We start from the raw sequence: 26,772 nt of genomic DNA on the forward strand, positions 1-26,772 counted from the left end.
CGAAGGCTCGATGGTGGAGACAGGGCGAACCGCGCGATCGCGGGCCCCGGAGCCACAGGAGGCGAACGCGATGAGGACCAGCAGCGGACCCGCCCCGCAGACGGTATCCACCCTCCCCACGGAGGAGGCGGTACGGGAGCGGAGCGTGGCCGACGTGATGAGCACAGCTTTGCTCACCGTGCTCGGCGACGAATCCCTTTTGATGGCCTGGGAGTTGATCCAGCGCACCGGATTCCACCACCTGCCCGTCGTGGACGAGGACGGTCGCTGCGTGGGGTTGTTGGAGCGCGGCGAACTCGCGGTGGCGTGTGCGCTTCCGGCGATCTCGCTCTCCGAGCGGTACGTGAGCGAGCTCCTGCCCGGCAGCGTGCAACCGCAGGTGTCGATCTCCGCCGGGCTCGCCGAGGCGGCCGAGGTGATGACCGAGCACGCGGTGGACGCGGTCGCCGTCACCGACGACAACGACACCCTGGTGGGTCTGGTGACCGCCCGCGACCTCGTCTCGGCCCTCGCCGGACGTACGTCGCCGCACGGCCCCCGGGATCACGGCCCCGTGCTGTTCCGGTTGGAACCGGTGCTTCCCCCCTCGCGCCGCTCCTGATCGGCCTGCCCGGAGCACGACGTCCGCCGTCCCGCAACCGAGACCACCAGGACCACCCGAAGGAGAACTCGACATGGAATCCCTCGACATCCGTTTCGACCGGGACACGACGGGCGCGGCCTCCCGACAGGGCGAAGCGCCCGCCGAGAAGGGCACGCAGAACCACCCGAAGGGCCGGATCGTGGTCGGCCTGGACGGCTCGTACGGGTCCGCGATCGCGTTGCGGTGGGCCGCACGGGAGGCCGCCGAGCTCGGCGTCGTCCTGGACGTGGTCGCGGCGTGGACGGACGCCGACCCGGAACTGCCGACCCTGGATCGGCCGGACGCGCCGCTGTCCGTGGCCCGCGAGCGCTTGGAGCACGCGCTGGCCAACCTGGTGCGGGTGCCGATCCCGCCGGAGCGCATCGTGGCCACTCCACTTCACGGCAGCGCCGGGGAGGTCCTGGTCGCTCGCGCACGAGATGCCCGGTTGCTCGTCCTGGGCACCAGCGGCATCGAATGCCCCACGATCCCCGGTCCCACCGGGCTGTACTGCCTGCGCCACAGCGCCACCCCGGTGGTGTTCGTCCCCGCGTCGGACGCCTGACCTCGCACATCAACCGACTGCCCGAGCCTGCTCCAGGCTCGGGCAGTCGCGCGTGCACTACGTCCCCGGGGTCCGTCTCCCCCGGCACGCTTCACCGCCGCGCGGGGCCCGGGCGCAGGCGGCGTCCGGTCACCCGGCCGGGGTGGATACGCAACCACAGTTCTTCGCGGCGGGCAGGCCATGTGCCGGCGCCGGCTTCGGTGAGCCGGGCGATCTCGACGGGGTCGGTGACGGGTTCGACCACGCCGACGACCAGGACGCTCCAGCCCAGTCGGGCGTAGCGGTCCACGTCATCCACCTCGAAGGCCGTCGTTCCCCGGACGTGGGCGAGCGGGGAGTCGGGGTCGGTGGTGAAGACGATCTCGTTACCGTCGAGCACGTAGTTGACGGGCAGTACCCACGGTGTGTGGTGCAGGTTTCCGGCGAGCCGGCCCACCTCGTGCGTGGCGAGACGGGCGTAGCACTCCTTCTCGCTCATCGCGATCAGGCTGCGGGTGTCGGGTACGCCGGCTTCCGGCGCGTCGAACGCGCCGGACATCAGGGCGCCGACGTTGGTCTTCAGCGCCGCCGCCAGGATGCCGAGGGTGGCGCGAGTCAACGGGGCGTCGCCGATCTCGAGGTCCACGAGCCACTTCGGGGGCAGGCCGGCCCGGGCACAGACCTGTGCCCGGGTCATGCCCAGTTGTTCGCGCCGGCGTCGGATGTTGCGGGGTATGTCGACCATGTCGGGAAGGCGGGTACCTGCCGTTTCGTTGTCCATCGGTCCTCCTTCACGACGGTCCGTCGCGCCGGCTCGAACGTGCCGGGTGCCGCTCAGTCGGGGTCGGATGCGGGGTATGTGGATGCGGTGCGGTCGGTGCGGTGTGCGTCGATCGCGGCGCGGGCGGCCTCCAGGCGGGCGCCGGGGAGGCGGTACGGCGAGCAGGAGATGTAGTCGATGCCGCACGCGTCGAAGAAGTGGATCGAGTCGGGGTCGCCGCCGTGTTCTCCGCATACGCCGATGCGCAGGCTCGGTTGGGTGGCGCGGCCCCGGTCGACGCCGGTGCGCACCAGGTCGCCGACGCCGTCGCGGTCGATGGTCTCGAACGGGGAGACGGGCAGGATGCCGCGTTCGAGATAGGCGGCGAGGAAGGATGCCTCGGCGTCGTCGCGGGACAGGCCCCAGGTGGTCTGGGTCAGGTCGTTGGTGCCGAAGGAGAAGAAGTCGGCCGAGCGGGCGATCTCGTCGGCGGTCAGCGCGGCCCTGGGCAGTTCGATCATGGTGCCGATCGGGCAGCGCACGTCGACTCCGGTGCGTTCGCGGACCTCGGCGAGCACCCGTTCGACCTCGGCGCGCGCGATGCGCAGTTCCGCCGCGGTGGCCACGAGCGGGATCATGATCTCCGCTCGCGGATCGCCGCCGGCCCGCACGCGGGCGACGACGGCCTCGGCGATCGCGCGGACCTGGGTGGCGATCAGACCCGGTACGGCGAGCGCGAGGCGTACGCCGCGCAGGCCCAGCATCGGGTTCTCCTCGTGGAGCAGTTCGCCGGCCTCGTGCAGGCGCAGATCGCGCGGGTCGGGTTGTTGCCCCAGCGCGTGTGCGCGGGCTATGCGCACCGCTGATTCGGTGTGGTCGGGCAGGAATTCGTGGAGCGGCGGGTCGATCAGGCGGATGGTGACCGGCAGTGCGTCCATGGCGGCGAGGATGCCGATGAAGTCGTCGCGTTGGAGCGGGAGAAGGGCTCCCAGAGCGGCGTCGCGGTCGGCGTCGGTGCGGGCCAGGATCATGTCCTCGATCAGGCGGCGACGCTCGCCCAGGAACATGTGTTCGGTGCGGCACAGGCCGATGCCGTGCGCTCCGTAGCGGCGGGCGCGGGCCGCGTCCTCGGGGGTGTCCGCGTTGGCCAGGACGTCCATCCGGCGGATCTGGTCGGCGTGTTCGAGGCAGCGGGCGACGGCGTCGACGATGCCGTCCGATCGGGTGCCGGTCTCCAGGTAGTGGGTGACCGGGGAGGCCACCAGCGGCAGCGCGCCGAGGTGCACGGTGCCGGCGGTGCCGTCCACGGAGACGACGGTGCCCTCTTCGACCACGGTCCCGTCGGCGGCGGTGAACCGGCGCCGCTCCGGGTCGATGTCGAGGTCGGCCGCGCCGCATACACACACCTTGCCCATGCCGCGGGCGACCACCGCCGCGTGGCTGGTCTTGCCGCCGCGGCCGGTGAGGACCGCTTCGGCGGCGATCATGCCGGGCAGGTCGTCGGGGCTGGTCTCGTGGCGGACCAGCACCACGTGCTCGCCGATTTCGGCCCGGCGTACCGCTTCGGCGACATCGAAGACGACGGCGCCGACCGCGGCTCCGGGCGAGGCCGGTACGCCGTGCGCGAGGGCCGGGGTGTCGGGGCCCGCGTCGAAGCGCGGGAAGGTGAGGTGGTCGAGTTGCCCGGCGTCGACCCGGGACAGGGCCTCGGGCCAGGTGATCACGCCCTCGTCCACGAGCGCGCAGGCGATCCGGAACGCGGCTTCGGGGGTGCGTTTGCCGACCCTGGTCTGCAACACCCACAGCCGGCCGCGCTCCACGGTGAACTCGACGTCGCACAGGTCGCGGTAGTGCGCCTCCAGGAGGGCCAGATGCGTACGCAGTCGGCCGTACGAGTCCGGGTCCAGGCGCTCCAACTCGTCGAGCGCGAGGGCGTCGCGCACGCCCGAGACCACGTCCTCGCCCTGCGCGTCGGGCAGGTAGTCGCCGTAGGCACCCGGTCGGCCGGTACCCGGGTCGCGGGTGAACGCGACGCCCGAGCCGGAGTCGGGCCCCAGGTTGCCGAAGACCATGGCCTGGATGTTCACGGCGGTGCCGAGGTCGTCCGGGATGTGCTCGCGGCGACGGTAGACCGCGGCGCGTTCGCCGTTCCACGACTCGAACACGGCCACCACCGCGCGGCGCAGCTGCTCGCGCGGGTCCTGCGGAAACTCCTCACCCGTCGCCTCGTGGATGATTCCCTGGAACTCGCGCACCGTTTCCGCGAGTTGACGGGTGTCCAGACCCAGGTCGTCGTCGGCGCCGACTTCTCGCCGGCGCCGGGTCAGCACGGCCTCGAAGCGGGCGGCATCGATGCCGAGGACTGTGGCGCCGTACATCTGGACCAGGCGCCGATAGGAGTCCCAGGCGAAGCGCTCGCGGCCGGTGGCCTTGGCGAGGCCGAGCACCGAGGCGTCGTTGAGTCCGACGTCGAGGATCGTGTCCATCATCCCGGGCATGGAGAACCGCGCACCGGAGCGCACCGAGACCAGGAGCGGGTCGTCGGCGTGGCCCAGGCGCCGCCCCATGGCCTGCTCCAGGCGGGCGAGGTGGGCGTCGATCTCCTCCTCCAGTCCCTCGGGCACGCGTCCGGTGCGCAGGAAGGCCCGGCAGGCGTCGGTGCCGACGGTGAAGCCCGGCGGCACCGGGAGTCCGAGCCGGGTCATCTCGGCGAGGTTCGCACCCTTGCCGCCGAGCAACCCGGCCTGTTCGCGGGAGCCTTCGGTGAAGTCGTACACGTACGCGGTGGTCATGGCCGGCCTTCCTGCGTGATCGTGTGGGTCCGGGGTCAGAGGCGGTGGGCGACGTACTCGGTCAGGTCGAGCAGGCGGTTGGTGTAACCCCATTCGTTGTCGTACCAGCCGAAGACCTTCACCAAGTTGCCGTTGACCTGGGTGAGTTCGGCGTCGACGACGCACGAGTGCGGGTCGCCGATCACGTCGCGGGAGACGATCGGCACGTGCGAGACCCGCAGGATGCCGCGCAGCGGGCCATCCGCCGCCGCCTCGAACGCGGCGTTGACGCCCGCGGCGTCGGTCGGGCGGCGCAGGATCAGGGCCAGGTCGGTGAGTGAGCCGTCCTCGACGGGCACGCGGACCGAGATGCCGTCCAGGGCGCCGGCCAGCTCCGGCAGGACCAGACCCACCGAGCGGGCCGCGCCGGTGCTGGTGGGGATCATGCTCAGCGCGGCCGAGCGGGCCCGGCGCAGATCCTTGTGGGGTGCGTCGAGCAGGGACTGGTCGTTGGTGTAGCCGTGGATGGTGGTCATCAGGCCGCGGTCGATGCCGAAGGCGTCGTGCAGGACCTTGACCATCGGGACGACACAGTTGGTGGTGCAGGAGGCGGCGGAGACGACGTGGTCGGTGTCCGGGTCGTAGTCGCCCTCGTTGACGCCCATCACGATCGTGGCGTCGATCCCTCGGCCGGGCGCCGACAGCAGGACCTTGGCCGCGCCGGACTTCAGGTGCGTCGCTGCGTACTCGCGGGTACGGAAGCGGCCGGTGGCCTCGATCACGATGTCGACGCCTGCCGCGTCCCAGTCCAGGGCCGCCGGGTCCCGGTGGGCGGTGACGGCGATCGGGACGCCGTCGACGAGGATCGTGTCGCCGTCGGCCTCGACCGCGCGGGCGAGGGTGCCGTAGGTGGAGTCGTACTCGAGCAGGTGGGCGAGCGTGGCGGCGGGGGCGATGTCGTTGATCGCCGCCACCTCGACGGGTGTCGTGCCGGCGTCGGCGCGGCCCAGGACGGCCCGCAGGTAGTTGCGGCCGATCCGGCCGAAGCCGTTGATTCCCACTCGTACGGTCATCGCGGGATCCTCCTCGGATCTCGTGGAACGCGGCTGGAACAAGGTGGTGTTCAGGTGCGGAAGAGGGCGACCTTGAGCGCGCCGGTCTCCGCCGCGCGGGAGAAGACGTCGTAGGCGGTCGGCATCTCGTCGAGACCGAACCGGTGGGTGACCAGTCCTTCCGTGCCCAGTCGACCCTCGGCGAGCAGGTCCAGGAGCAGCGGTGTGCTGGTGGTGTCGACCAGGCCGGTGGTGAGGGTGAGGTCGCGGATCCACAGGTCTTCGAGGTGCAGGGTGGCGGGTCGGCCGTGCACGCCGACGTTGGCGACGTGCCCGCCGGCGCGGACCAGGCGGGTGCACAGTTCGAAGGACTCGGGCACGCCGACGGCCTCGATGGCCACATGCGCGCCCTGCCCGTCCGTGGTGAGCGAGCACAGGGTGTCGGGCGTGGCCTCGGGGAGGTCGAGGACGGCGTCGGCCCCGAACGCCTTCGCGGCGTCGCGCCGTGCGGGCGCAGGGTCGACGACGATGATGCGGGAGGGGGTGAACAGCCGGGCGGTGGTGATGGCGGCCAAGCCGATGGGGCCGGCTCCGACGATGACCACGGTGTCGCCGGGGGACACCTGACCGTTGCGCACGCCGACCTCGTACGAGGTGGGCAAGATGTCGGCGAGCATCAGGGCCTGCTCGTCCCCGACGGCGTCCGGGAGCCGGTAGAGGGAGGTGTCCGCGAACGGCACGCGCACGTACTCGGCCTGGGTCCCGTCGATCAGGTGACCCAGTACCCAGCCGCCGCCCCCCGAGCACTGACCGTAGGCACCCGCACGGCAGTTGCGACAACGTCCACACGAGGAGATGCACGACACGAGCACCCGGTCACCGCGGACGAAGCCGCGTACGCCGGGGCCGACTTCGGTGATCGTGCCGACGGCTTCGTGCCCGAGGATCCGACCGGCGGCCACCTCGGGCACGTCGCCTTCGAGGATGTGCAGGTCGGTGCCGCAGATGGTGACGGCGTCCACGCGAACCACCGCGTCCTGAGGGTCGCGAACGGCGGGCGCGGGCACCTCCTCCCAGCGGTGAAGTCCGGCGCCGTGGTAGGTCAGGGCTTTCATGACGTCCACCTTTCGGAACATGAGCGCCAACGCTCTCCACCTCAGCGTCACAACGCGCGGACGACCGTGATAGGGCCGAGTGGCCCGGCCGAGGGGGCCGACCGACATGACGTCGTCCGGGTTGCGGCGCTCGTGGCGGGCGCTCGACGATCGCAACCGGAGGGGCGTCTCTCTCGTCGTCGGACCCAACGGCACGGGAACTGACCGGTATCGACCCGGGCAAGGACCTCCAGCTGACCGTGACCTCCGGCGTCCTCACCATTCACGCCGAACGTCGAGGAGAACGAGGGCAAGCACCACACGGAGTTCCGGTACGGTTCCGCGCGCCGCAGCGTCCGGCTCCCGGTCGGTACCAAGGAGAGCGAGATCAAGGCTGACTACAAGGACGGCATCCTGACCGTCGCCGTCCCGCTCCACGAGGACAAGCACGAGAGCCGCAAGATTTCCGTGAGCACCGGCAAGTAGGTGCGTCGGATCACCGGTCGCAGGCCTCGACGAGGTCTGCGACCGGTTCGCGTTTCGGAACTGTCGCGCCGGCAACCGCTCGACTATCGGTCAACGGGGCAGTCGTACCAGGAACTCGGTACACCCCCGCCGATCGGTCAACGCGACGGTTCCGCCGTGTGCGCCGACGACCGCCTTGACGATGGCCAGGCCCAGTCCGGTCGACCCCGTGGCACGCGAACGTCCGGGATCGGCGCGGGTGAAGCGGCCGAAGATGTGCGCTCTGGCGGCGATCGGCACGCCGGGACCGTCGTCCGACACACCCAGTTCGACGTGTGTGGCGTCGGCGCCGAGGCGTACCGTCACCTCGGTTCCGGGCGGGGTGTGGACCCGGGCGTTGGTGAGGAGGTTGGCAATCACCTGCTGGAGGCGGTGTTCGTCACCGGTGACCGTCACCGGCTCGTCGGGCACGTCCAAGACCCAGTGATGTTCGGGGCCGGCCGCGCGGGCATCGCTCGTGGCATCGAGTACCAGGCGGGTGAGGTCCACCGTTTCGTGTACGAGCGGGCGACCGGCGTCCAGTCGGGCGAGCAGTAGCAGATCGTCGACGAGTGCGCTCATGCGCTGCGATTCGGCCTGGATGCGTTCCAGGGAGTGACGGACCTGCGACGGCATCGGTCCGGGGTGGCGCAGGGCGAGTTCGGCGTGACCGCGCACGCTCGCGACCGGGGTGCGCAATTCGTGACTGGCATCCGCGGCGAAGTGCCGCAGGCGTTGCTCACTGGCCTGTCGGCGGGCCAGCGCGTCGCCCACGTGCCCCAGCATCCGGTTGAGGGCGACGCCGACCCGGCCGACCTCGGTGCGCGGATCGGTGTCGGGGATCGGCGCGGGCATCGCCACCTCCCCGCCGGCCAACGGCAGTTCCGCCACGCGGGTCGCGGTATCGACGACCTCGCGCAACGGGCGCAGCGACAGGCGCACCCAGAACGCGGCGACCAGTCCGGTGATCACCAGAGCCGCCCCGAAGACCAGCACCTCGATGGCCTCCAGGTGGTGCACCGTCTCCTCGATCTCGTGCAGCGGCAGGCCGGTGATCAGCACGTCGCCGTCCTGACCGGGCATGGCGAGGACCCGGTATCGGCCCAGGCCGCGGATCCGCAGATCGTGCGGTCGGCCGTCGACCGGAACCTCGGCCAGCGCCCGCCGGTCGCCTTCGGTGAGAACCGGCTCGCGTTGTCCGTCCCGGCTGACCACCGCCGCGGCGGTGGTTCGTCCGTTCAGCAGGCGCGCGCCCAGTGTGCCCTCGGCCTGACCTCGGGTATCGGGTCGACCGTCGCCGCCGGGCCGGGTCGAGCGCTCCAGGCCGGCGGCGAACCTGCCTCCCGCATCGTGCAGTTGCCGGTCCAGCCGATCCTTGAGGAATCCTTCCAGCGCGACCACGGTGGCCACGCCGACGGCCAGGCACGCGACCGCGAGCAGGAGCACCAGGGCGGCGGTGAGTCTGCTGCGTAGGGTGCGTGGCCATCGCGGGCCGCGCCTGTTCACGTCTGCTCCGGCTTGAGTACGTAGCCGACCCCGCGCACGGTGTGAATCAGCGGGCTTCGTCCGGCGTCCACCTTCTTGCGCAGATAGCTGATGTACAGCTCGACCACGTGTGCCTGGCCGCCGAAGTCGTAGGACCACACCCGGTCCAGGATCTGCGCTTTGGACAGGACGCGTCGGGGGTTGCGCATCAGATAGCGCAGGAGTTCGAACTCGGTGCGGGAGAGTTCGATCACGGAGCCCGCCCTGGTCACCTCGCGGGCCTCCTGATCGAGTACCAGATCACCGACCACCAGTCGGTCGCCGCCGGCCTCGCGGGCCATCCCGGCGCGCCTGAGCAATCCCCGGAGTCGGGCCAGTACCTCTTCGAGGCTGAAGGGTTTGGTGACGTAGTCGTCGCCGCCCGCGGTGATCCCGGCGATGCGATCCTCCACCGCGTCACGCGCGGTCAGAAAGAGCACGCACACCCGTTCCAGTTCCGCGCGCAAGGCACGCAGGAGGGTAACGCCGTCGGTGTCGGGCAGCATCCAGTCCAGGACGATCGCGTCGGGGCGAAAGGTCCGCGCCGACGCCAGGGCGGCGGCGCCGTCCCCTGCGGTGCGCACCTCGCAGCCCTCGTAGCGCAGTGCGCTCGACAAGACGTCGGTCAGGTCCGGCTCGTCGTCCACGACGAGGATCCGCACCGGCTGCCCGTCGGGCCGGCGCAGCGGGGAGGGCGTATTCGGGTTCTCCATGATCTCACCAGCATCGCGTGTGATCGACGTTCTCCCGCCGGCGGCGCGCCTCTGAGTTTCCTCTGAATCCGCGCCGCTTTGGGCTGTTCAGAGGATGTTCAGAGGTTGCGTTGCGAGGCTGGCCACCCACCGCCGGGCGGAGAGGAGTCCTCGTGAGCCACACGCTGTATCGCACCCGTCCGAAACCGGGGTTCGCCCCCCATCCGCTGCGCCGCGCGGTTCCGGGCGCGGCTCGGGCGCTGATCATCGGCGGAGCCGTCGCGGTGGTGGGTCTGTGGTGGGTCGACACCCCGGCCGTGATCGGTCCCGCGGGCTGGATCACCGACGCAGGGCGCATTACGGGGCTGTTGGCCGGCTACGCGTGCGCGGTCCTTCTGGCGCTGATGGCGCGCGTACCCCTGCTCGACCACCACATCGGGTCGGATCGATTGGCGCGTTGGCATGCCATGGGCGGCCGATACACCGTGTGTCTGGCCGTGGCGCACACCCTGCTGATCGTGGTCGGCTACTCGCTCGCCGCGCACACCGATGTCGTCCACCAGACGGGCACCCTGGTGTTCGATTATCCGGAAATGCTGAAGGGCACACTCGGGTTCCTGCTGTTGCTGGGCACCGGCGTCGTCTCGGCTCGCGCGGCCCGTCGCCGATTGTCCTACGAGACCTGGCACTACCTGCACTTCGTCACCTACCTGGCGGTGTTCATGGTCTTCGGCCACATGCTCGCCAACGGTGCGGACTTCGTCGGCAGCACACCGGCCCGCGCCGGCTGGTACGCGCTCTACGCGGCCGTCGCGGCGCTGGTGCTCTGGTACCGGTTCCTGACGCCGATGCGTCGCGCCCTGCGTCATCGGTTGCGGGTCGTGGCCGTGTCTCCCGAGACTCCGGGAGTGGTCTCGGTCCACCTCACCGGGCGGCATCTGATGGAACTCGGCGGCGAATCGGGCCAGTTCCTGCGATGGCGGTTTCTGACCCGCGGTCTGTGGTGGACCGCCAATCCGTACTCGCTCTCCGCGCCCGCCCACCCCGCCGGCCTGCGCATCACCGTCAAGGCCGTCGGCGCGCACAGCGCGGCCCTTGCGCGGCTGACGCCCGGGACGCGCGTATGGGCGGAGGGCCCGTACGGCGCGTTCACCGCGGCCCGCCGGACCGCGCCCCGGGTGTTGCTGCTGGCCGGTGGCATGGGCATCACCCCGCTACGGGCCTTGTTCGAGACCCTTCCCGGGCAGGTGACACTGATCTATCGGGCCCGGCGCACCGAGGATCTGGCGCTGCGCGCCGAATTGGACGCCATCGCCGCCGCCCGACACGCTCGGGTGCACTACGTCGTCGACACGGCGGGCGGGCTCACCGCCCGAAGCCTGACCGCCCTGGTTCCCGACCTGGTCGCGCACGACGTCTACGTCTGTGGACCGCCCGGGATGGTCGCCGCCGCGATCTCCGCGCTCCGCGACGCGGGCGTTTCGCGGCGGCTTATCCATCACGAGTCGTTCGCCTTCTGAACCATCCGTCTCCGAGGAGTCGTTCATGCGTCGTGTGCTCCTCAGCACCGTTTCCACCATCGCCGGCATCATCCTGTTGCTGTCCCTCAAACCCCACCACGAGCCGCCGTCGGGTTCCGCGTCCTTGGGCACGGAACCCGCAGCCGGCTCACCCGGGACATCCGCTGGGCCTCCCACTCCACAGGGCGTGTCGAGCACCCGCAGCGGCACGTTCACCGGCGATGTGATCGACACGCGGTACGGCCCGGTCCAGGTCGCCGTCACGCTCGTCGACGGCAGGATCACGGATGTACGCGTCCTGCGGACCCCCGACGACAACGGCCGTGACCGGCAGATCGCCGCTCGCTCGGTGCCCACTCTGACTCGGGAGGCGTTGGCCGCGCAGAGTGCGCGCATCCACACAGTCTCCGGGGCCACCTACACCAGCAAGGGCTATATGCAGTCCCTTCAGAGCGCGCTGGACCAGGCACATGGTTGACCTCGCGCAGCGTCGTCTGCACCACGTCGAACACGTCATGGGCACCGTGTTCTCCTTCGACATCCGCGATCTGCCCACCCGCCAGGTACGGGAGGCGCTGAACCAGGCGATCACGTGGCTGCACTCGGTGGACGAGGTTTTCTCCACCTACCGCACCGACAGCGCGATCACTCGCCTCGACCGAGGCGAGATCACGCTCGCCGACTGTCCACCGGACGTGGCCGACGTGCTCGACCTGTGTGGCGAGGTGAGCGATCTGAGCGGCGGTTGGTTCAGTGCCGAAGCCTCGGGCCGGCTCGATCCCTCCGGGCTCGTCAAGGGCTGGGCGATCGAGCACGCCAGTCGTTTGCTCGCCGACGCCGGAGCCCGGAACACATGCGTGAACGGAGGGGGTGACATACGCGTGAGGGGCGAACCGGAACCCGGTGAACCCTGGTGCATCGGGATCGCCCACCCGCTGCGGGACGGCGAACTGTGCACCGTCGTCAGGGGACGGGAACTCGCGATCGCCACCTCGGGCACGGCCGAACGCGGCGGCCACATCCTCGACCGGCACACCGGTCTCGCCGCCCAAGGTCCCGCCTCGATCACCGTGATCGGCTCCGACCTCACTCGTGTCGACGCCTACGCGACGGCCGCCTCCGCGATGGGCGACACCGCGCACGCGTGGATCGAACGTCTGTGCGGCTACGAGGCATTCGCGGTGGTCACGCTCGACCGGACGTGGGCGACCAGCGGGTTCGGAGCGCGCTGTTCGACCGGAGTGGGACTACGTCCGGCGCCATCGGTTGGCTCGAGGCAATGATCGGTCGAACGGACGCGCGGTGCGGCAGGGTGCCGGCGAAGACCGCGGCCTGGACGCGGCGTTCGAAGCCGGGTTTGTGCGGCATCGTGGAGACGTAGTCCTTGACGGTCTTCTCCGCCAGGTGCAGGCGCTCGGCGATCTGGCGGTTGGTCAGGCCCTCGGCGACCAGGTCGAAGATCCGGCGTTCCCGGTCGGAGAGCGACGCCACGCGCGGGTCCTCGCGTGTTCCGGTGCGGACGCGGTCGAGGACCTTGGTGGTGATCGCCGGATCCAGGAGCGAGCGGCCGGCGGCGACCTCTCGGACCGCGCAGGGCGGGTATTCGTCGCATCGCTTCGAGGGCGGACGCCGATTCGCCGACGATCTCGATGTCCGCCTCGGCGCCGAGCAGGTCGGCCGGGCCGCGACGGACGATCTCGTGGTACCGATGGTCACCACACCCGCCGCCGAACGCCCCCTCGAGATCGGCGGTGCGGATGCCCCGGGTCGAACGGCCCGGGGCATCCGGGCAACGCGGCCCTGCCACGGCACCCGAAACGGCGACACGCTCATGGTGTCCGACCGAGAACGTCGCCGTCGAAGCCTCGGTGACTCGCCGCATATCGACCAGGGGGTTCGCATGTTGCAACGCAAGATCGAGGACGTCATGACCCGTGACGTGGTCACCGTGGGGCCCGACGCCGAGTTCCAGGAAATCGTCGCCACATTGGACGCCCGGCGGATCAGCGCCCTGCCGGTCGTCGACGACGAGCGGCGAATCCTGGGCATCGTCTCGGAGGCGGACCTCCTGCGCGCCCAGGTGGAGCAGGCCGAGGACACCCACCTCCTGCCGGGCCTGCGCCGACTGGCCAACCGACACACCAAGGGCGAGGGCCACACGGCCCACGAGCTGATGACCACTCCCGTGGTGAGCGTGGAACCCACCGCCGGCACCCTCCAGGGCGCGCGTCTGATGGAACGCCACCACGTCAAGCGCCTCCCGGTGGTCGACACCCAGGGCCGCCTGATCGGCATCGTCAGCCGCTGCGACCTGCTGCGCACCTTCCTGCGTCCGGACGAGGACATCCGGACCGAGATCGAGCACGACGTCCTGCGCAGCGCGCTGTGGCTGGAACCCGGCACGATCGTGGTGGACGTGCGCGACGCGGTGGTGTGCCTGTCCGGGGCGGTCGACAACCGCAGCCTCATCGACATCGTGGTGCGCCTGTGCCGCGCCGTCGACGGCGTCGAGAGCGTGACCCACACCCTGACCTTCGACTTCGACGACAGCCACATCAGGCCCGGCCCGGCGCACTTCGCCCGCCGCTCGCCCGGCCGTTGAGGAGGACACCGTGTTCCACGCCTTTGGCCGCGTCGGCCGCATCCCCAAGGAACACCTCGATCGGCTCCTGGCATTCGGCAGGCCGGTCACCTTCGAGCCGGGTACCCGCCTGTTCGAGGAGGACCGACCGGCCCGCACCTTCTGGCTCGTCGAGGGCGGCTCCGTGTGCCTTGACGTACACGTCCCCGGCGGGCCCGCGGCAACCGTCGAGACGCTGGGTCCGGGCGAACTCGTGGGCTGGAGCTGGCTGTTCCCGCCCTACCGTTGGCACCTGGGCGGCCGGGCCGTCGGCACCGTCCGGGCCGTGGAGTTCGACGCGGGCGCGGTGCGGGCCGAATGCGAGCGCGACCCGGCCTTCGGCCGAGCGATCACCCTCGCCTGCGCGCAGGTGATCGCCGGCCGCCTCCAGGCGAGTCGACTGCGACTGCTGAACCTGTACGGACCCCACCACTCGACGAACGACGATCCCGCAGAGGGCTGAGTTCACGCAGGCTCCGGAATGGCTTGGATATCCGGGGCCCGCGGCATGCCCAGGGCCGACGACACGGCCGTGCTCCGGCAACCGTTGGCACTCCGCGCAGCGCACACACGCGAGGCGAGATCACGCCCCGCCGGTATTCCCCCTATTCACTCGATCCCGGGAGTTCGACATGAACGACAACATTTCGTCCCACCCAACCGCAGGTGCCGACGACACGACCGTGCGCGGTCACGTCGTCGTGGGCGTCGACGGTTCCCCGATCTCGGACCTCGCGACCGACCGGGCCGCCGACGAAGCGGCGCTGCGACACGTACCGCTGGAGGTACTGCACGTCGTCGAATGGGCTCCGACCCGCGAAGAGGACGGATACGCCGCGCAGTTACGAAGCGAGGCGGAGATCCTGGTCGCCGAGGCGGCCGATCGGGCCCGTCGGCGGTACCCCGACCTGGTCATCGTCAACACGGTCACCCTCGCCCCGACCATCCCCACCCTGGAGGAGGCCGGCGAGCGTGCGGCGCTCGTCGTCCTCGGCAATCGCGGCCGGGGTGGCTTCGTCGGCCTGTTGCTGGGTTCGGTCTCGCTGTCCGTGGCCGCCGTCTCGCGGTGCCCGGTCCTCGTCGTCCACGCGCGAGACACCAACGCCCCGGCGGACGAGCCGGGCACGGTCGTGGTGGGCATCTCCGACTTCGACTGCCACCCCGCCGTCGAGGCCGCGTTCGCCGCGGCACAGGCGCGCGGCGTGCCCCTTCGCGCGGTGCACGCGTGGACGCCGCCGCTGTCCCCCGCGGCGCCCTACGCCGCTCCGCTGTGGTCCGGCGACGAAGGCCACCGGGCCGCCGAGGCCACGCTCGGCGCGGCCCTGTCCCCGTTCGTGGACAAGTATCCCGAGGTGTCCGTCACCGAGCAGGTCGTGTGCGACATCCCCGCTCACGCGCTTTTGGACGCCACCGACGAGGCCGACCTGATCGTCCTGGCCGCCCACCGCCGCCACGGCCGCTTCGGGCCCAATCTCGGCCATGTCGCCCACGTCCTGCTGCACCACAGCAAGGCACCGGTCCTGCTGATCCCCGTCGACTGACTCGTCCCGATCGGGTATACACCGAGACCGCCGGGTGGCGAACCACCCGGCGGTCTCGACACGTTCGGCCGCGGACTCAGTCCGACGGCACGACCAGGAGCGGCGCGTGCGCGTGGTGCAGCAGGGCGATCGGCGCGTGCCCCAGACGGGGCCCGAAGTGGCGCGGTGAGGAATGCCGCCCGACCACGACCAGACCCGCGTCCCGCGACGCCGAGACCAGCGCGGCGCCGGCACTCCCCTGTACGACGCGTTCCTCGACCTTCACCTGCGGGTTGGCTTCCCGAAGCGGCGACATGACGTTCACAAGCATCTGCCGCGCGAACTCCTCGGCCTGGCGGTAGGGCGTCTCGGCTCCCTGCGCTTCCCGCAGCGCTCGCGGGATCTCGGGGAAGTTCCAGGCGTGCACCGCGATCAGACCCACCTCGCGCGCTCGGGCCTTGGCGAAGGCATACTCCAGCGCGGGCCGGCTGTCTTCGTCGACGACGCCCACCACCACGGGCCGCCCGGCCGCCACCCGGGTGCGCACCACCAGAACGGGACAGGGCGCCCGACCGGCCAGGGCCAAACTCACCGACCCGAGCAGGATCCCGCCGACCGCGCCGTGCCCGCGGCTTCCCATGACCAGCAGATCGGCCCGCTTGGCCACCTCCAGCAATCCGGCGACGGGAACGTCGTGCACCACCGAGGAGCGCATCCCGATCGCAGGCTGCCGCGAACGTGCGACGGCTACGGCCTCCCGACGGATCCGTTCGACGTGGTCGCTCAGCGCCTTGCCGCAGCCGGCGTGCCGCCCGCGCGCCAATACTTCCCAGACGAACACGATCTCCAACTCCGCGTCCAGACGGGCGGTTTCGTCGGCGGCCTCGATCACGGCGGCGGTCGCCTCGGGCGAACCGTCGGTCGCCGCGACGACGAGCGGTGTCCGATCCATGTCACTTCTCCATTCGCGCGGGTGGATGGCGTCCGGTCCCACCGTCCCGCTCATCGCGGATGTCGGACAGGGCCGACCGGCCCTGCGCAGGGGCCCGACCGACCCGTCCGGTGCCGAGACCCACGTCAACGGATCGTGCCCATCCCGGCGCGTACGTGCCGCTTGAAGGCCGGTGGAAAGGCTCGGATCAGCCGATCGAGTGCATTGGCCAACTCCCTTACCGCAGCCTGCCCGTACGCATTGAGCGTGGGCTCGGACCGGGCTTGGTGAGCGAGCACTTCGTCGTCCACCGCGGCAGCGCAGCGGGCGACCTCGCCGGGCATCACGAGCAGGCTGGGCGCGTTGTCGGCGAGCAGACACCACGGTGGCACGGTGGTGGGGACCATCGGTGCCAGGCGCTGCCAGGACGGTCCGACGGTCATCGAGGCCGCGACCGGCGCGACTCGCCGACGCAGGTCAAGGAACGGAGTCAGGAACGTACTCAGGTCGGTTTCCGCCTGGTGCACCTCGTGGACCACCGCGGCGCGCACCGTGGCCATCGCCCCGAATCGCATCGCGGCGGCGCCTGCCACGGCGCCGGTGAGTGTGCCGCCTGCGGTGATCCACGCGACGGTGACCTCGGACGCGGCCATGGCTCCCCCGACCCTCGGCGTGCGTGCGGTGTACCGGTCACGCTCGCACGCGCCGTTGTGTTCCCGATCCCGATGGTGGTTCCGGGCCGCCGTTTCCGGTCAGTGGGCGCGCAGTCCGTGCGCGCGGAACCGCGCGCGGACACGCTCGACCAGTCCGACCTGCGGCAGTGGCGTGTCTCGCAACGGGAAAGTGATGCCCAGGTCGTCGTACTTGGCGGCGCCGAGTTTGTGGAAGGGCAGCACGTCGACGCGTTCGACGTTGCCCAACCCCGCTGCGAACGCCGCCAGTTCGTCGATCATCGCGGGATCCTCGGTCAGCCCCGGGACCAGCACGAAGCGCAGCCACACAGGGATGCCGAGATCGGCCAGGCGTCGGGCGAACGCGAGGGTGGGCGCGAGTTCGCGGCCGGTGAGTCGTCGGTAGGCGTCGGGGTCGAAGGACTTGATGTCGAGCAGGACGAGGTCGGTCGCGGACAACAGGCGATCGCCGGCACGGGCCCCGAGGTATCCGGAGGTGTCCAGCGCGGTGTGCAGGCCCAGTTCGCGACAGCGGCGCAGCACCGTCTCGACGAACGGGGCCTGGAGCAGGGGTTCACCGCCGGTGATCGTGACGCCCCCGCCGCTCGCGCGCAGGAAGTCCCGGCATGCCTCGATCCTGTCCATGACCTCATCGACGTCCGTGCGCCGGCCGTCGCGCAGGTGCCAGGTGTCCGGGTTGGCGCAGTACAGGCAGCGCAGCGGGCAGCCATTCACGAAGAGCACGAAGCGGGTCCCGGGCCCGTCCACACCCGTGGACATGTCCCACGAGTGCACCAGCCCGATGTCGCCGAGGTTGCGGGGGCGGGCGCCGTGCATGGTCGGGCCCGGGACCTGTCGCATCGTGATCACCGGGCCTCGTGGAAGGTCCGGCCGATCACGTCGAGCTGCTGCTCGCGGGTCAGGCGGACGAAGCGGACCGCGTATCCGGAGACGCGGATGGTCAGGTTCGGGTACCGCTCGGGGTGTGCCATGGCGTCGGTGAGCGTGGCCCGGTCGAGCACGTTGACGTTCATGTGGAAGCCGCCGGAGGCGAAGTAGCCGTCGAGCAGGCCCACCAGGTTGTCGGCGCGCTCGGTCGGGTCGTGGCCGAGTCCCTCCGGGGTCACGGTCGAGGTGAGCGAGATGCCGTCACGGGCCCACTCGTAGGGGATCTTGGCCACCGACAGCGCGGAGGCGGCCATGCCGTGCCGGTCGCGGCCGTTCATCGGGTTGGCCCCCGGCGCGAACGGTGTACCGGCGCGACGCCCGTCGGGGGTGTTGCCGGTGTGCTTGCCGTAGACCACGTTGGAGGTGATGGTCAGCACCGACAACGTGTGCTCGGCATCCCGATAGGTGGGGTGGCGGCGCAGTTTGAGCAGGAAGGAGCGCACCAGGTCGACCGCGATCGCGTCGGCGCGATCGTCGTTGTTGCCGAACGCGGGATACTCCCCCAGGACGCGGTAGTCCACGGCCAGGCCGGTGTCCGGGTCGCGGATCACCTCGACTCCCGCGTACCGAACCGCCGAGAGGCTGTCCGCGACCACCGAGAGTCCGGCGATGCCGCAGGCCATGGTGCGGTGTACGGGGTGGTCGTGCAGCGCCATCTCCAGGCGCTCGTAGGCGTACTTGTCGTGCATGTGGTGGATGATGTTGAGCGCGTCGACATAGACGCCCGCCAGCCAGTCCAGGACGTGGTCGAACGCCGCGTCGAGTTCGGCCGGATCGAGTCGATCGCCGGTCAGCGGAAGGGACTTCGGACCGACCTGTTCGCCGCTGATCTCGTCCCGGCCGCCGTTGATCGCGTACAGCAGGGCCTTGGCGAGGTTGACCCGGGCGCCGAAGAACTGCATGTCCTTGCCCACGGCCATCGCCGACACGCAGCACGCGATCGCGGTGTCGTCCCCGGTACGCGGGCGCATCAGGTCGTCGGATTCGTACTGGATCGAGCTGGTGTCGATCGAGACCTGTGCGCAGTAGCGCCTGAAGGCGAGCGGCAGTCGCGGCGACCACAGCACGGTCAGGTTCGGCTCGGGCGCGGGTCCCAGGTTGTACAGGGTCCGCAGGTAGCGGAAGGAGGTGCGCGAAACCAGCGGACGCCCGTCGGTGCCGATCCCGCCGAGGGATTCGGTGACCCAGGTGGGGTCGCCGGAGAACAGCGCGTCGTACTCGGGGGTGCGCAGGAAGCGGATGATCCGCAGCTTGATCACGAAGTCGTCGATCAGCTCCTGGGCGCGGCTCTCGTCGATGCGGCCCTCGCGCAGGTCGCGCTCCAGGTAGACGTCCAGGAACGTGGAGGTGCGGCCGAGCGACATCGCGGCGCCGTTCTGCTCCTTGGTCGCGGCCAGGTAGGCCAGGTACAGCCACTGCACGGCCTCGTGCGCGGTGGCCGCGGGGCGGGCGACGTCGCAGCCGTAGGTCGCGGCCATCTCCTTCAACTCGGCCAGGGCGCGCACCTGTTCGGCCAGTTCCTCCCGATCGCGGATCACCTCGCCGGTGGCGGGCAGCGGATCCAGGGCGCCGCGCGCGGCCCGCTTGGCCTCGATCAGGCGGTCCACGCCGTACAGGGCCACGCGCCGGTAGTCGCCGATGATCCGTCCCCGGCCGTAGGCGTCCGGGAGCCCGGTGATCAGACCCGCTCGGCGGGCCCGCAGGATCTCGGGGGTGTACGCGTCGAAGACGGCGTCGTTGTGGGTCTTGCGGTAGGTACCGAACACCGCGCGGACGAACGGGTCCATCTCGTAGCCGTAGGCGCGCAGGCCGCTCTCGACCATGCGCAGCCCGCCGCCCGGCATGATGGCCCGCTTGAGCGGTGCGTCGGTCTGCAGGCCGACGATCAACTCCCGGTCGCGGTCGATCCAGCCGGGGGCGTGCGAGGTGATCGTGGAGGGCGTCGCGGTGTCCACGTCGAGCACGCCCTTGCGGCGCTCCTCGGGGAACAGTGCCGACACCCGCTCCCACACCGCACGCGTGCGTGCGGTGGCCTCGCACAGGAAGTCCGCGTCGCCGGTGTAGGGCATGTGGTTGGTGTGGATGAAGTCGCGGACGTCGATGGCGTGTTGCCAGGCCCCGGGGCGGAAGTCGCGCCAGGGCGCGAGGTCGACGTCCGCGGGGGATGTGGTGGTGGTCGTCATGGTGGCCTCTCGATGGACTCGATCGACTCGATCTCGACACCTCACACACTGGCCGCCTCCCACCGCGCCGGGCAGGGGCGGACGGCCCGGCCGACCCTGCCGAACGACCCTGCCCCGGGGGCGTGTCGAGCGTGCCCTTTTCGGAGGCGACGCGCCCGACATCGTGCAGGGACGGTCGGGCCCGGCACTCCTCCGCCTCCAAGGATTTCGGCAGGGCCGTTGGAGCCGCTCGCGCGGAAAACGGCCGGGTCCGAGCGGACTTGCGAGGCGTCCGACCGGATCACTCGCGCCGGGTCTCGGGGGCGCGGTAGTACAGCGTCACCGGGACATACGGCCAGGCCGGGGTGAAGGGCGCGAGGGCCGTCCGGACCGCACCGCGTACACGACGGAAGGCGGTGGCCGTCGGGGAGGCGGCGACCGTGATGTCGGCGACGACGACGCTCTCGCGCGCCGTCAGGTCGACGTGCACGTCGGCGGGCGCGGTCACCCCGGCGAGCGCGCGGGACACCGCTCGCGCCACCACCCGGTGCGCGGTGGGCCCGACCGGGGAGAACGCGCGGTGGCACGCGGCCTCGACGTCCGCCCGCCCACACACCACGTCCGCACGCGACAGTGCGCCTGTCCCGCCGAGGGTGTCGGCAGGCCCGCAGATCACCAGCGGGACACCGGCCACGAGCGCGCACATCACGCCCTGCTCGCGTACCGTCTGCGGCCCGACCTCGGTACGCACGTCCACGACGACGTCGACGTCCGGTGCGATCAGTGGGCAGCCGCCCCCCGCCGTCCAGGCCACACACGGTGCTTCGCTACCGACCGCCGATTCCCCATGGCAGCGCAGCACCCTGTGCCCGGCCGCGGTCAGCTCGCTCGCGACCGGTTCGCAGCCGCCCGTGTGCGACTCGGTTATCACGATCTTCAGGCTTCGTCGACGCATGATCCCTCCCCTGGGTCGCGTCCCAGCCTGCCTGCCGACGAGAGCCCCGCAGAAGGGCCGAACGTCGCTCTGGAGATGACTCGTTCGAGCCCGTGCGCCCGTCATTCGAGCCACCGTGCGCTGGTCCACTCCGGGTGGCGAACCGGGTGGCGAAACCAGGAGGCGTGATGTATCCGGGCCGAACGGCCCCCGGACGCCGGGCAACGCGGCCCTGTCACACCGTCGACGGCGGTCGCATGCTGAGGGTGCCCCGGGGAGGTGACATGGTGAACGTCCTCATCGCGTACGCGAGCATGCACGGCAGCACGCGGGCAATCGCCCACCACATCGGAGAGCGCCTGCGCCGGCGAGGTCTGCACGCGCGGGTCGGCCCGATGGACAAGATCGAGGACCTGTCCTCGTTCGATGCCTGCGTCCTCGGCAGCGCCATCCACGGTGGCGCCTGGCTACCGGTCGCCACCACGTTCGTCAACGAGCACTGCGTAGAACTCGCCGATCGCCCGGTCTGGCTGTTCGACGTCGGGTTGACCCGCACGCTCGGAGGGGGCTTCGAGCGCCACGCTCCCACACCCGAGAGCGTAGACAAGATCTCCGCCGTCGCGAAGGTGCACGATCACCACCGCTTCGCCGGCGCCATCGCCCGCAAGGACCTCTCTCTACGCCGTCGGTTGTTCTTCCGCGCGGCAGGGGGGCACTACGGCGATTTCCGGGACTGGGCCGAGATCGAGGCGTGGGCCGACAGCATCGCCGCCGAACTCGTTCCGCAGGCGCCTGCGTCGGGAGGTACGACATGACACACGGCACGATCGGGGACGTGATGACCCGTGACGTCGTCACCATCGGCTCCGGCGCCCGCTTCCGTGACATCGCCGGGGTGCTGGAGACGTGGCAGGTCAGTGCGCTTCCGGTGGTGGACGACGCCCATCGGCTGCTCGGGATCGTCTCGGAGGCGGACCTGCTGCACGCGCGCGTCGCCGGCACCGGGACGTCGCGGACACGGCGGGACTGGGCACGGGAACGCGAGGCATCACCACCCGACGAGGCGCTCACCGCCCGCGGGTTGATGACGGCGCCGGTGATCACCGTGGCAGCAACCGCGAGCACTCTGCGGGCGGCTCGGCTGATGGACCGCCACCACGTCAAGCGCCTGCCGGTGGTGGACCGCTCCGGGCGGCTGGTGGGCATCGTCAGCCGCTGCGACCTGCTGGGCGCCCTCGTGCGGTCGGACGCGGAGATCCGCACGGAGATCGAGCGCGAGATTCTCGGCGAGGCGTTGTGCCTGGATCCCGGAACGATCGAGGTCGAGGTCCACGACGCCGTCGTACATCTCACCGGCGAGGTCGACCACCCCACCCTCGTCGACGTCGTGGTACGGCTGTGCGCCGCCGTGGACGGCGTCGAACAGGTCACCCACGAACTCACCCACGCCCACGGTCCCGAACGCCCCTTCGGCACATCGACGCGCGGATGTGTCGAAGGGTGGTAGACCAAGAGGCCCGCGACGCGCAACCACCGATGCTTACCGGGCCGTCGGCCGGCTCGGGGCGCCGGTGGGTGCGCCTCGGGCCCCGTTCTCAGGTCCGTTGACCCTCGTTGCCCTGGCGCAGCTCTGTCATGTACACCTCCGCGTGGACCCGGCGTTCGAGGCCGAGTCTGGCCCTGGGCGATGTCGACACGGCCCTCCCCCGGGGGTCGGGCTCGACTCCATTGTGGAACGTCGCGGACGTCCGTGCCGGTCACCGTGGGCGGTGCAGCCCCAGGAGAACGGTCAGCAGGTCACGGTCGGTGAGAACCCCGAGTGCCACGCCACCGGCGTCGACGACGAGCAGCGCGTCGCGGCGATGCCTGAGCAACTGCTCACCCGCGGTCACCACGTCGGTGTCGGGGGAGACGAAGGTCGTCTCGGTGTCTGCGACGACGCGTCCGGCGGTGTGCTGCTTGAGGCCCAGCGGGTCCAGGGTCCAGACGGCGGCCAGATCGCGGTCGCTGATCAGGCCCAGGGCCCGATCCCCGTCGAGGACGCAGACGTGGTGCAGCCGAGTGGTGATCATGTTGTCCATCACCACCCACAACGTGTCCTCGGCAGCCACCGAGACCACCGGCCCATGCATCACCTCGCGCACGGTCGGGATGCGCGGACTCGTGTCCTGAACGGACTGCGTCGTCTCGGTCATGGCGTTACTCCTGTCGTGTGTGTCGCCACCGGAGTCGGGCGGCGATCCTCCTCGTCCGGCGCGACACCGACGGTGACCACCGGACAGCGTGCGCAACGCAGGCACTCGCGTGTGACGGGTCCGAGAGGGCGCCGATCCTCGTAACGGGGCCGGCTGCCCAGGACCCGCAGGGCGGCCTCGCGCGCCGCGCCGAGCAGCGCCGGCACGGTCGGCCCCTCGATCGGCCGCCGGACCACCAAGAGGTCCGGCCGGAGGTGGTATGCGGCCTGCTCCGCCGCGTCGAGCAGCTCGCGGACCTGTCGACGCCGCTCGGTCGGGTCGACGAGGGTGTGCATCGGCGCGTAGGGCGCGCGGTGCACGGGCGCCGGTTCCCAGGCGTACACGAGGTGCAGCACGGCGCCGCGCAGACCCGCCTCGTGAGCACCCCACCCGACGGACCCGCGATTGATCGACGGGTCCGGGTTCAGTCCGACGACCACACACGGCGGCCGGTTCTGCGACGGGCGCGTGTCCATGGGTTCCTCCTCGACGAGAGGTACACCCCCAACCCTGCTCCGCCTCGTACGGCCCGCACAGGGTCTCCCGGCCCCCTCGCAGGGACTTCTCCAGGGTCGTTCGGCCCTGCGGGAGATGTCGTCAACCGGAGCCACCCGCCTTCCATCCGGCGAAGACGAGACGGGAGGGGCATGGTTTGACACGATGAGCACAAGAAGCGTTTAGACAATCTTCGACACCTGGGGAGCGGTTGTGGCGTCGGACGAGCGACCGGCTCTGCCCCGCATGCGCCTGGACGAGCTGCTGGACGAGCTCCAGGCACACGTGGAGGTGGTGCGTTCGGCCCGGGATCGGGTCAACGGGCTGCTGGAGGCCGTGCTGTCGGTGGGCAGCGATCTGGACCTGGAGACCGTGCTCCGGAGAATCGTGGAGTCGGCGGTGTCGCTGGTCGACGCCGAATACGGCGCCCTCGGGGTGATCGGCGACGAGGAACGACTGGCCCGGTTCCTGCCCGTGGGCATGGACCCCGAGACGATCCTGCGCATCGGCCCGTTTCCCACCGGGCGGGGCATCCTCGGCCTGATCATCCGCGATCCACACCCGCTACGCCTGCACGACCTTTCCGAACACCCCGACTCGTTCGGCTTCCCGCCCGGTCACCCGCCCATGAACTCCTTCGTCGGCGTGCCGATCCGCATCCGCGACACCGTCTTCGGCAACCTCTATCTCACCGAAAAACGCGGCGGCGCAGACTTCGACGACGATGACGAAGCAGTCCTGCGCACCCTCGCCGCAGCGGCCGGCGTCGCCATCGACAACGCACGCCTGTACGACGACGTCCGCCGCCGCGAACGATGGTTGGCGGCGAGTTCGGACCTGACCCGAAGCCTGCTCTCCGGCGACGCCCCCGCCGACGTGCTGCGCTCGTTCACCACGACCATTCGCGAGATGGCCGACGCCGATCTGGTGACTCTGGCGGTGCCGGTGGCCGGCAGCGACGACCTGGTGGTGGAGGCCGCCTCGGGCCCCCTCGCGGACGGCGTTCGCGGTCTCGTCCTGTCCGGGGAGAGCACCCTGATGGGCAAGGTGTTCGGCTCTGGCGAGACCATCGTCACCAACACCCTCAGCCACGACCCCGGCGCGGTCGTGGCTCAAACCGTCGAACTCGATCTGGGCTCGGCGTTCCTGCTGCCGCTCGGCACCCCCGACAGCATCCGCGGTGTGCTCCAGGTCGCCAATCGAGCGGATCGCCCGCAGTTGTCGGACGCGGTGCTGCGCATGGTCACCGGCTTCGCCGACCACGCCGCGCTGGCCTTGGAGATCGCCGAGCGGCGCCGCGACGCGGAGTTGTTGACGGTGCTGAAGGACCGCGACCGCATCGCCCGCGACCTGCACGACCTCGCCATCCAACGACTGTTCGCCACCGGCATGACCCTGCAAAGCGCCACCCGCTTCATCGACCACCCCGAAGCCCTGGAGCGCGTCGAATCCGCCGTGGACGCCCTCGACGACACCATCAAGGTCATCCGCTCCACGATCTTCTCCCTCAAGGCCCGCGACCGCGACACCGGTACCGGACTGCGCTCACGCTGCCTGCGCGAAGTCGACGCCGCCACCGAAGTCCTCGGCTTCGCCCCGACCCTGCGCGTCGACGGCCTCCTGGACACCTCAGTCCCCGAACCCATCGCCGTCCACCTGATCGCGGTCCTGCGCGAGGCACTCGCCAACGCCGCCCGCCACGCACACGCGACCCGCGTCGAGGTACACGTGGAGACCGACGACAAACATGTGCGCCTTCGGGTACGCGACGACGGCGTCGGTCCGCCTGCCGCCCCGGCCCGCGACAGCGGACTGGGGAATATGCGAGAACGGGCCGAATCACTGGGCGGCACATGCTCGTTCGGCCCCGCGCCCGACGGCGGCGCACTCGTGGAGTGGCGCGTCCCGCTGAGTTGACCGCATTCGACATCGCTCGTCGCGATGCGTCGTCGGACGCCGGACGCACACCCGCGATCGGGTCGCTCGGCCCCACCGCTGGGCCCATCGGCCCCTGTGTGGCGGAGGCGATATGCGTTGACATGGACTCGAAAAGGCAACGCCGCCCGCTCGGTTGCCCCCTCTCGAAAGGACGAGTCCATGTCCGCCATTCCACCGCCTCCCACCGGACACGTGGTCGTCGGCGTGGACGGCTCCTCCGCCGCGCTCTCCGCCGTCACACAGGCTGCTCTGGAGGCGGCGAACCGGCATCTGCCATTGGAGATCGTCAGCGCCTGGACTCTGCCCGACGATGGTCAACTCGACGCCTACGTGATGCAGATGCGCCGGGAGGCCGAGGAGGCGACGAAGGCGGCCGTCGCCCACGCACGGGCCCTGCACCCGCAGATCTGGACCATCGCCCGGGTCCGTCGCGGCCCCGCGCACGAGGTCCTGCTCGCCTCCGCCGAACACGCCTGCCTCGTGGTGCTCGGCAGCCGCGGACACGGCCGGATGGCCGGTCTGCTCCTGGGCTCGGTCAGCCTTTCGGTGGCCGCGTACACGCCCTGTCCCCTGCTGGTGGTGCGCGACAGGCACGAGGTCGCGTCCCGAGCGCACGGTTTTGGTGAGGGCCTGGTGGTGGTGGGTGTCGAGGGCTCGGATTGTGGTCCCGCAGTGGAAGCCGCCTATGAAGAAGCTCAGTTGCGGCATCTGCGGGTGTGTGCGCTGAACGCGATCCCGCCGGTTGTGCGCGAAGGCGCGAGTCAGGCGCTGGTGGAGGCCTCCGGCGAGGCGGACCTGGTGGTCCCGGGCCGCGATCCGGGGCGGTCGTCGCCGATGCCTCGGGGGCGACCGCTCTTTCGTTGCCGTGGGTTCGTGCGCTTCACCGGCAACGTCCCGGCGGCAACCGGCTGTTGGACCCGGTCGTTCGGGCCTGTCGGCCCTGGGGCGGCCGCCGGGATCACGGGAGATTGATGTCAACGGCCCGGCAGCGCACGTCGGCGGCCGAGCGTCGGGCACCGGGCCCGGCGCCACCAGGGAGGGAACCCGACATGGCAACCGCACACGACCACCGACTGTCCTCGCGCCTGCACCTGCCCCGCCACTCCGCCTCAGCGCCCCGGAGGGACGAGACCGGATCCGTCGTCGTGGCCGGGTCCCCGGCGATCGCCGTGGTCCGCGCGGCCGATGTCGCCGTGGCGGGCCTGCGTATCCTGCTGGGCTTCGTATTCCTGTGGG

25 protein-coding genes and 3 pseudogenes are annotated in these 26,772 nt (G+C 70.8%); 14 read left to right on the forward strand and 14 right to left on the reverse strand.

The features are described 5' to 3' along the window. Nucleotides 1–70: 70 nt before the first annotated feature. Nucleotides 71–601: an HPP family protein gene (locus ACH4XV_RS35515; RefSeq protein WP_395796501.1), complete on the forward strand. Its 531-nt coding sequence runs from the start codon at nucleotides 71–73 to the stop codon at nucleotides 599–601. A 73-nt stretch (nucleotides 602–674) separates the two neighbouring features. Continuing rightward, nucleotides 675–1,187, forward strand: coding sequence for a universal stress protein (locus tag ACH4XV_RS35520; RefSeq protein WP_395796503.1), 513 nt, complete (start codon nucleotides 675–677; stop codon nucleotides 1,185–1,187). A gap of 91 nt (nucleotides 1,188–1,278) precedes the next feature. Here ACH4XV_RS35520 and ACH4XV_RS35525 read toward each other — a convergent pair whose 3' ends face one another. The 4 genes from ACH4XV_RS35525 to ACH4XV_RS35540 are packed head-to-tail and all read right to left on the reverse strand — an operon-like array spanning nucleotide 1,279 to nucleotide 6,864. Beyond that, entirely contained in the window at nucleotides 1,279–1,947 is a 669-nt protein-coding gene (locus ACH4XV_RS35525) for a helix-turn-helix domain-containing protein (RefSeq protein WP_395796505.1), read from the reverse strand. A 53-nt stretch (nucleotides 1,948–2,000) separates the two neighbouring features. Further along, nucleotides 2,001–4,718 carry a pyruvate, phosphate dikinase gene (gene ppdK, locus ACH4XV_RS35530; RefSeq protein WP_395796507.1) on the reverse strand — a complete coding sequence of 906 codons (2,718 nt, stop codon included), beginning with the start codon at nucleotides 4,716–4,718 and terminating at the stop codon, nucleotides 2,001–2,003. A 35-nt stretch (nucleotides 4,719–4,753) separates the two neighbouring features. After that, the gene (gene gap / locus ACH4XV_RS35535; RefSeq protein WP_395796509.1) at nucleotides 4,754–5,770 is read right to left on the reverse strand and encodes a type I glyceraldehyde-3-phosphate dehydrogenase; all 1,017 of its coding nucleotides are present in this window, start codon (nucleotides 5,768–5,770) and stop codon (nucleotides 4,754–4,756) included. Between the two features lie 50 nt (nucleotides 5,771–5,820). After that, nucleotides 5,821–6,864 (reverse strand): alcohol dehydrogenase catalytic domain-containing protein, encoded by a 1,044-nt coding sequence (locus tag ACH4XV_RS35540; RefSeq protein WP_395796511.1) that lies wholly within the window; start codon nucleotides 6,862–6,864, stop codon nucleotides 5,821–5,823. 285 nt (nucleotides 6,865–7,149) lie between these two features. Between ACH4XV_RS35540 and ACH4XV_RS35545 the strand changes: the two are divergent. Further along, nucleotides 7,150–7,329, forward strand: a pseudogene (locus tag ACH4XV_RS35545) (Hsp20/alpha crystallin family protein); the annotation flags it as partial. A 90-nt stretch (nucleotides 7,330–7,419) separates the two neighbouring features. Here ACH4XV_RS35545 and ACH4XV_RS35550 read toward each other — a convergent pair. Together ACH4XV_RS35550 and ACH4XV_RS35555 are read right to left on the reverse strand one after the other, a co-directional pair. After that, nucleotides 7,420–8,853 carry a sensor histidine kinase gene (locus ACH4XV_RS35550; protein ID WP_395796513.1) on the reverse strand — a complete coding sequence of 478 codons (1,434 nt, stop codon included), beginning with the start codon at nucleotides 8,851–8,853 and terminating at the stop codon, nucleotides 7,420–7,422. Then, entirely contained in the window at nucleotides 8,850–9,584 is a 735-nt protein-coding gene (locus ACH4XV_RS35555; RefSeq protein WP_395796514.1) for a response regulator transcription factor, read from the reverse strand. The genes ACH4XV_RS35550 and ACH4XV_RS35555 overlap by 4 nt, the downstream gene beginning before the upstream one ends. 152 nt (nucleotides 9,585–9,736) lie before the next feature. Between ACH4XV_RS35555 and ACH4XV_RS35560 the strand changes: the two genes are divergently transcribed. The 3 genes from ACH4XV_RS35560 to ACH4XV_RS35570 are packed head-to-tail and all read left to right on the forward strand — an operon-like array spanning nucleotide 9,737 to nucleotide 12,366. Further along, nucleotides 9,737–11,083 (forward strand): ferric reductase-like transmembrane domain-containing protein, encoded by a 1,347-nt coding sequence (locus tag ACH4XV_RS35560; protein ID WP_395796516.1) that lies wholly within the window; start codon nucleotides 9,737–9,739, stop codon nucleotides 11,081–11,083. A gap of 25 nt (nucleotides 11,084–11,108) precedes the next feature. Then, entirely contained in the window at nucleotides 11,109–11,561 is a 453-nt protein-coding gene (locus ACH4XV_RS35565; RefSeq protein WP_395796518.1) for an FMN-binding protein, read from the forward strand. Continuing rightward, on the forward strand, nucleotides 11,554–12,366 hold the full coding sequence (locus tag ACH4XV_RS35570) for an FAD:protein FMN transferase (RefSeq protein WP_395796520.1): 813 nt from the start codon (nucleotides 11,554–11,556) through the stop codon (nucleotides 12,364–12,366). The genes ACH4XV_RS35565 and ACH4XV_RS35570 overlap by 8 nt, the downstream gene beginning before the upstream one ends. Before the next feature lie 25 nt (nucleotides 12,367–12,391). On the opposite strand, the pseudogene ACH4XV_RS35575 reads toward ACH4XV_RS35570, so the two are convergent. Next, nucleotides 12,392–12,842 (reverse strand): annotated as a pseudogene (locus ACH4XV_RS35575) (response regulator transcription factor); the annotation flags it as partial. Nucleotides 12,843–12,983: 141 nt separating this feature from the next. Here ACH4XV_RS35575 and ACH4XV_RS35580 point away from each other — a divergent pair. The 3 genes from ACH4XV_RS35580 to ACH4XV_RS35590 all read left to right on the forward strand — a co-directional run bounded on the left by ACH4XV_RS35580 (nucleotide 12,984) and on the right by ACH4XV_RS35590 (nucleotide 15,244). Beyond that, nucleotides 12,984–13,685: a CBS domain-containing protein gene (locus tag ACH4XV_RS35580; protein WP_395796522.1), complete on the forward strand. Its 702-nt coding sequence runs from the start codon at nucleotides 12,984–12,986 to the stop codon at nucleotides 13,683–13,685. A 10-nt stretch (nucleotides 13,686–13,695) separates the two neighbouring features. Further along, nucleotides 13,696–14,166: a Crp/Fnr family transcriptional regulator gene (locus ACH4XV_RS35585; protein WP_395796524.1), complete on the forward strand. Its 471-nt coding sequence runs from the start codon at nucleotides 13,696–13,698 to the stop codon at nucleotides 14,164–14,166. A gap of 169 nt (nucleotides 14,167–14,335) precedes the next feature. Beyond that, complete coding sequence (locus ACH4XV_RS35590) at nucleotides 14,336–15,244, forward strand: universal stress protein (RefSeq protein WP_395796526.1); 909 nt, start codon at nucleotides 14,336–14,338, stop codon at nucleotides 15,242–15,244. 76 nt (nucleotides 15,245–15,320) lie between these two features. On the opposite strand, the gene ACH4XV_RS35595 is transcribed toward ACH4XV_RS35590, so the two are convergent. The 5 genes from ACH4XV_RS35595 to ACH4XV_RS35615 form a co-directional block, all read right to left on the reverse strand. Beyond that, nucleotides 15,321–16,175 carry a universal stress protein gene (locus ACH4XV_RS35595; RefSeq protein ID WP_395796528.1) on the reverse strand — a complete coding sequence of 285 codons (855 nt, stop codon included), beginning with the start codon at nucleotides 16,173–16,175 and terminating at the stop codon, nucleotides 15,321–15,323. A gap of 125 nt (nucleotides 16,176–16,300) precedes the next feature. Beyond that, entirely contained in the window at nucleotides 16,301–16,807 is a 507-nt protein-coding gene (locus ACH4XV_RS35600) for a hypothetical protein (RefSeq protein WP_395796530.1), read from the reverse strand. A 99-nt stretch (nucleotides 16,808–16,906) separates the two neighbouring features. After that, nucleotides 16,907–17,686 carry a pyruvate formate-lyase-activating protein gene (gene pflA, locus ACH4XV_RS35605; RefSeq protein WP_395796532.1) on the reverse strand — a complete coding sequence of 260 codons (780 nt, stop codon included), beginning with the start codon at nucleotides 17,684–17,686 and terminating at the stop codon, nucleotides 16,907–16,909. A gap of 5 nt (nucleotides 17,687–17,691) precedes the next feature. Next, the gene (gene pflB, locus ACH4XV_RS35610; RefSeq protein WP_395796534.1) at nucleotides 17,692–19,956 is read right to left on the reverse strand and encodes a formate C-acetyltransferase; all 2,265 of its coding nucleotides are present in this window, start codon (nucleotides 19,954–19,956) and stop codon (nucleotides 17,692–17,694) included. A 280-nt stretch (nucleotides 19,957–20,236) separates the two neighbouring features. Further along, nucleotides 20,237–20,890: a hypothetical protein gene (locus ACH4XV_RS35615; protein ID WP_395796536.1), complete on the reverse strand. Its 654-nt coding sequence runs from the start codon at nucleotides 20,888–20,890 to the stop codon at nucleotides 20,237–20,239. A gap of 263 nt (nucleotides 20,891–21,153) precedes the next feature. Here ACH4XV_RS35615 and ACH4XV_RS35620 point away from each other — a divergent pair, with 263 nt between their 5' ends. Together ACH4XV_RS35620 and ACH4XV_RS35625 are read left to right on the forward strand one after the other, a co-directional pair. Beyond that, nucleotides 21,154–21,684, forward strand: a complete 531-nt coding sequence (locus tag ACH4XV_RS35620) for a flavodoxin domain-containing protein (RefSeq protein WP_395796538.1) — start codon at nucleotides 21,154–21,156, stop codon at nucleotides 21,682–21,684. Further along, the gene (locus ACH4XV_RS35625) at nucleotides 21,681–22,376 is read left to right on the forward strand and encodes a CBS domain-containing protein (protein ID WP_395796540.1); all 696 of its coding nucleotides are present in this window, start codon (nucleotides 21,681–21,683) and stop codon (nucleotides 22,374–22,376) included. Before ACH4XV_RS35620 ends, ACH4XV_RS35625 begins: the two co-directional genes overlap by 4 nt. A gap of 250 nt (nucleotides 22,377–22,626) precedes the next feature. Here ACH4XV_RS35625 and ACH4XV_RS35630 read toward each other — a convergent pair whose 3' ends face one another. Next, nucleotides 22,627–23,064, reverse strand: a complete 438-nt coding sequence (locus ACH4XV_RS35630) for a CBS domain-containing protein (RefSeq protein ID WP_395796542.1) — start codon at nucleotides 23,062–23,064, stop codon at nucleotides 22,627–22,629. Beyond that, complete coding sequence (locus ACH4XV_RS35635; RefSeq protein WP_395796544.1) at nucleotides 23,061–23,579, reverse strand: universal stress protein; 519 nt, start codon at nucleotides 23,577–23,579, stop codon at nucleotides 23,061–23,063. Before ACH4XV_RS35635 ends, ACH4XV_RS35630 begins: the two co-directional genes overlap by 4 nt. A 265-nt stretch (nucleotides 23,580–23,844) precedes the next feature. Between ACH4XV_RS35635 and ACH4XV_RS35640 the strand changes: the two genes are divergently transcribed. From ACH4XV_RS35640 to ACH4XV_RS35650, 3 genes and pseudogenes are all read left to right on the forward strand, one after another. Next, nucleotides 23,845–25,515 (forward strand): GAF domain-containing protein, encoded by a 1,671-nt coding sequence (locus ACH4XV_RS35640; protein ID WP_395796555.1) that lies wholly within the window; start codon nucleotides 23,845–23,847, stop codon nucleotides 25,513–25,515. A gap of 180 nt (nucleotides 25,516–25,695) precedes the next feature. Further along, on the forward strand, nucleotides 25,696–26,508 hold the full coding sequence (locus tag ACH4XV_RS35645) for a universal stress protein (protein WP_395796546.1): 813 nt from the start codon (nucleotides 25,696–25,698) through the stop codon (nucleotides 26,506–26,508). 77 nt (nucleotides 26,509–26,585) lie between these two features. Further along, nucleotides 26,586–26,772: pseudogene (locus ACH4XV_RS35650) on the forward strand (hypothetical protein); the annotation flags it as partial.

It is taken from the genome of Embleya sp. NPDC020630 (assembly GCF_044334985.1).
GTDB lineage: Bacteria > Actinomycetota > Actinomycetes > Streptomycetales > Streptomycetaceae > Embleya.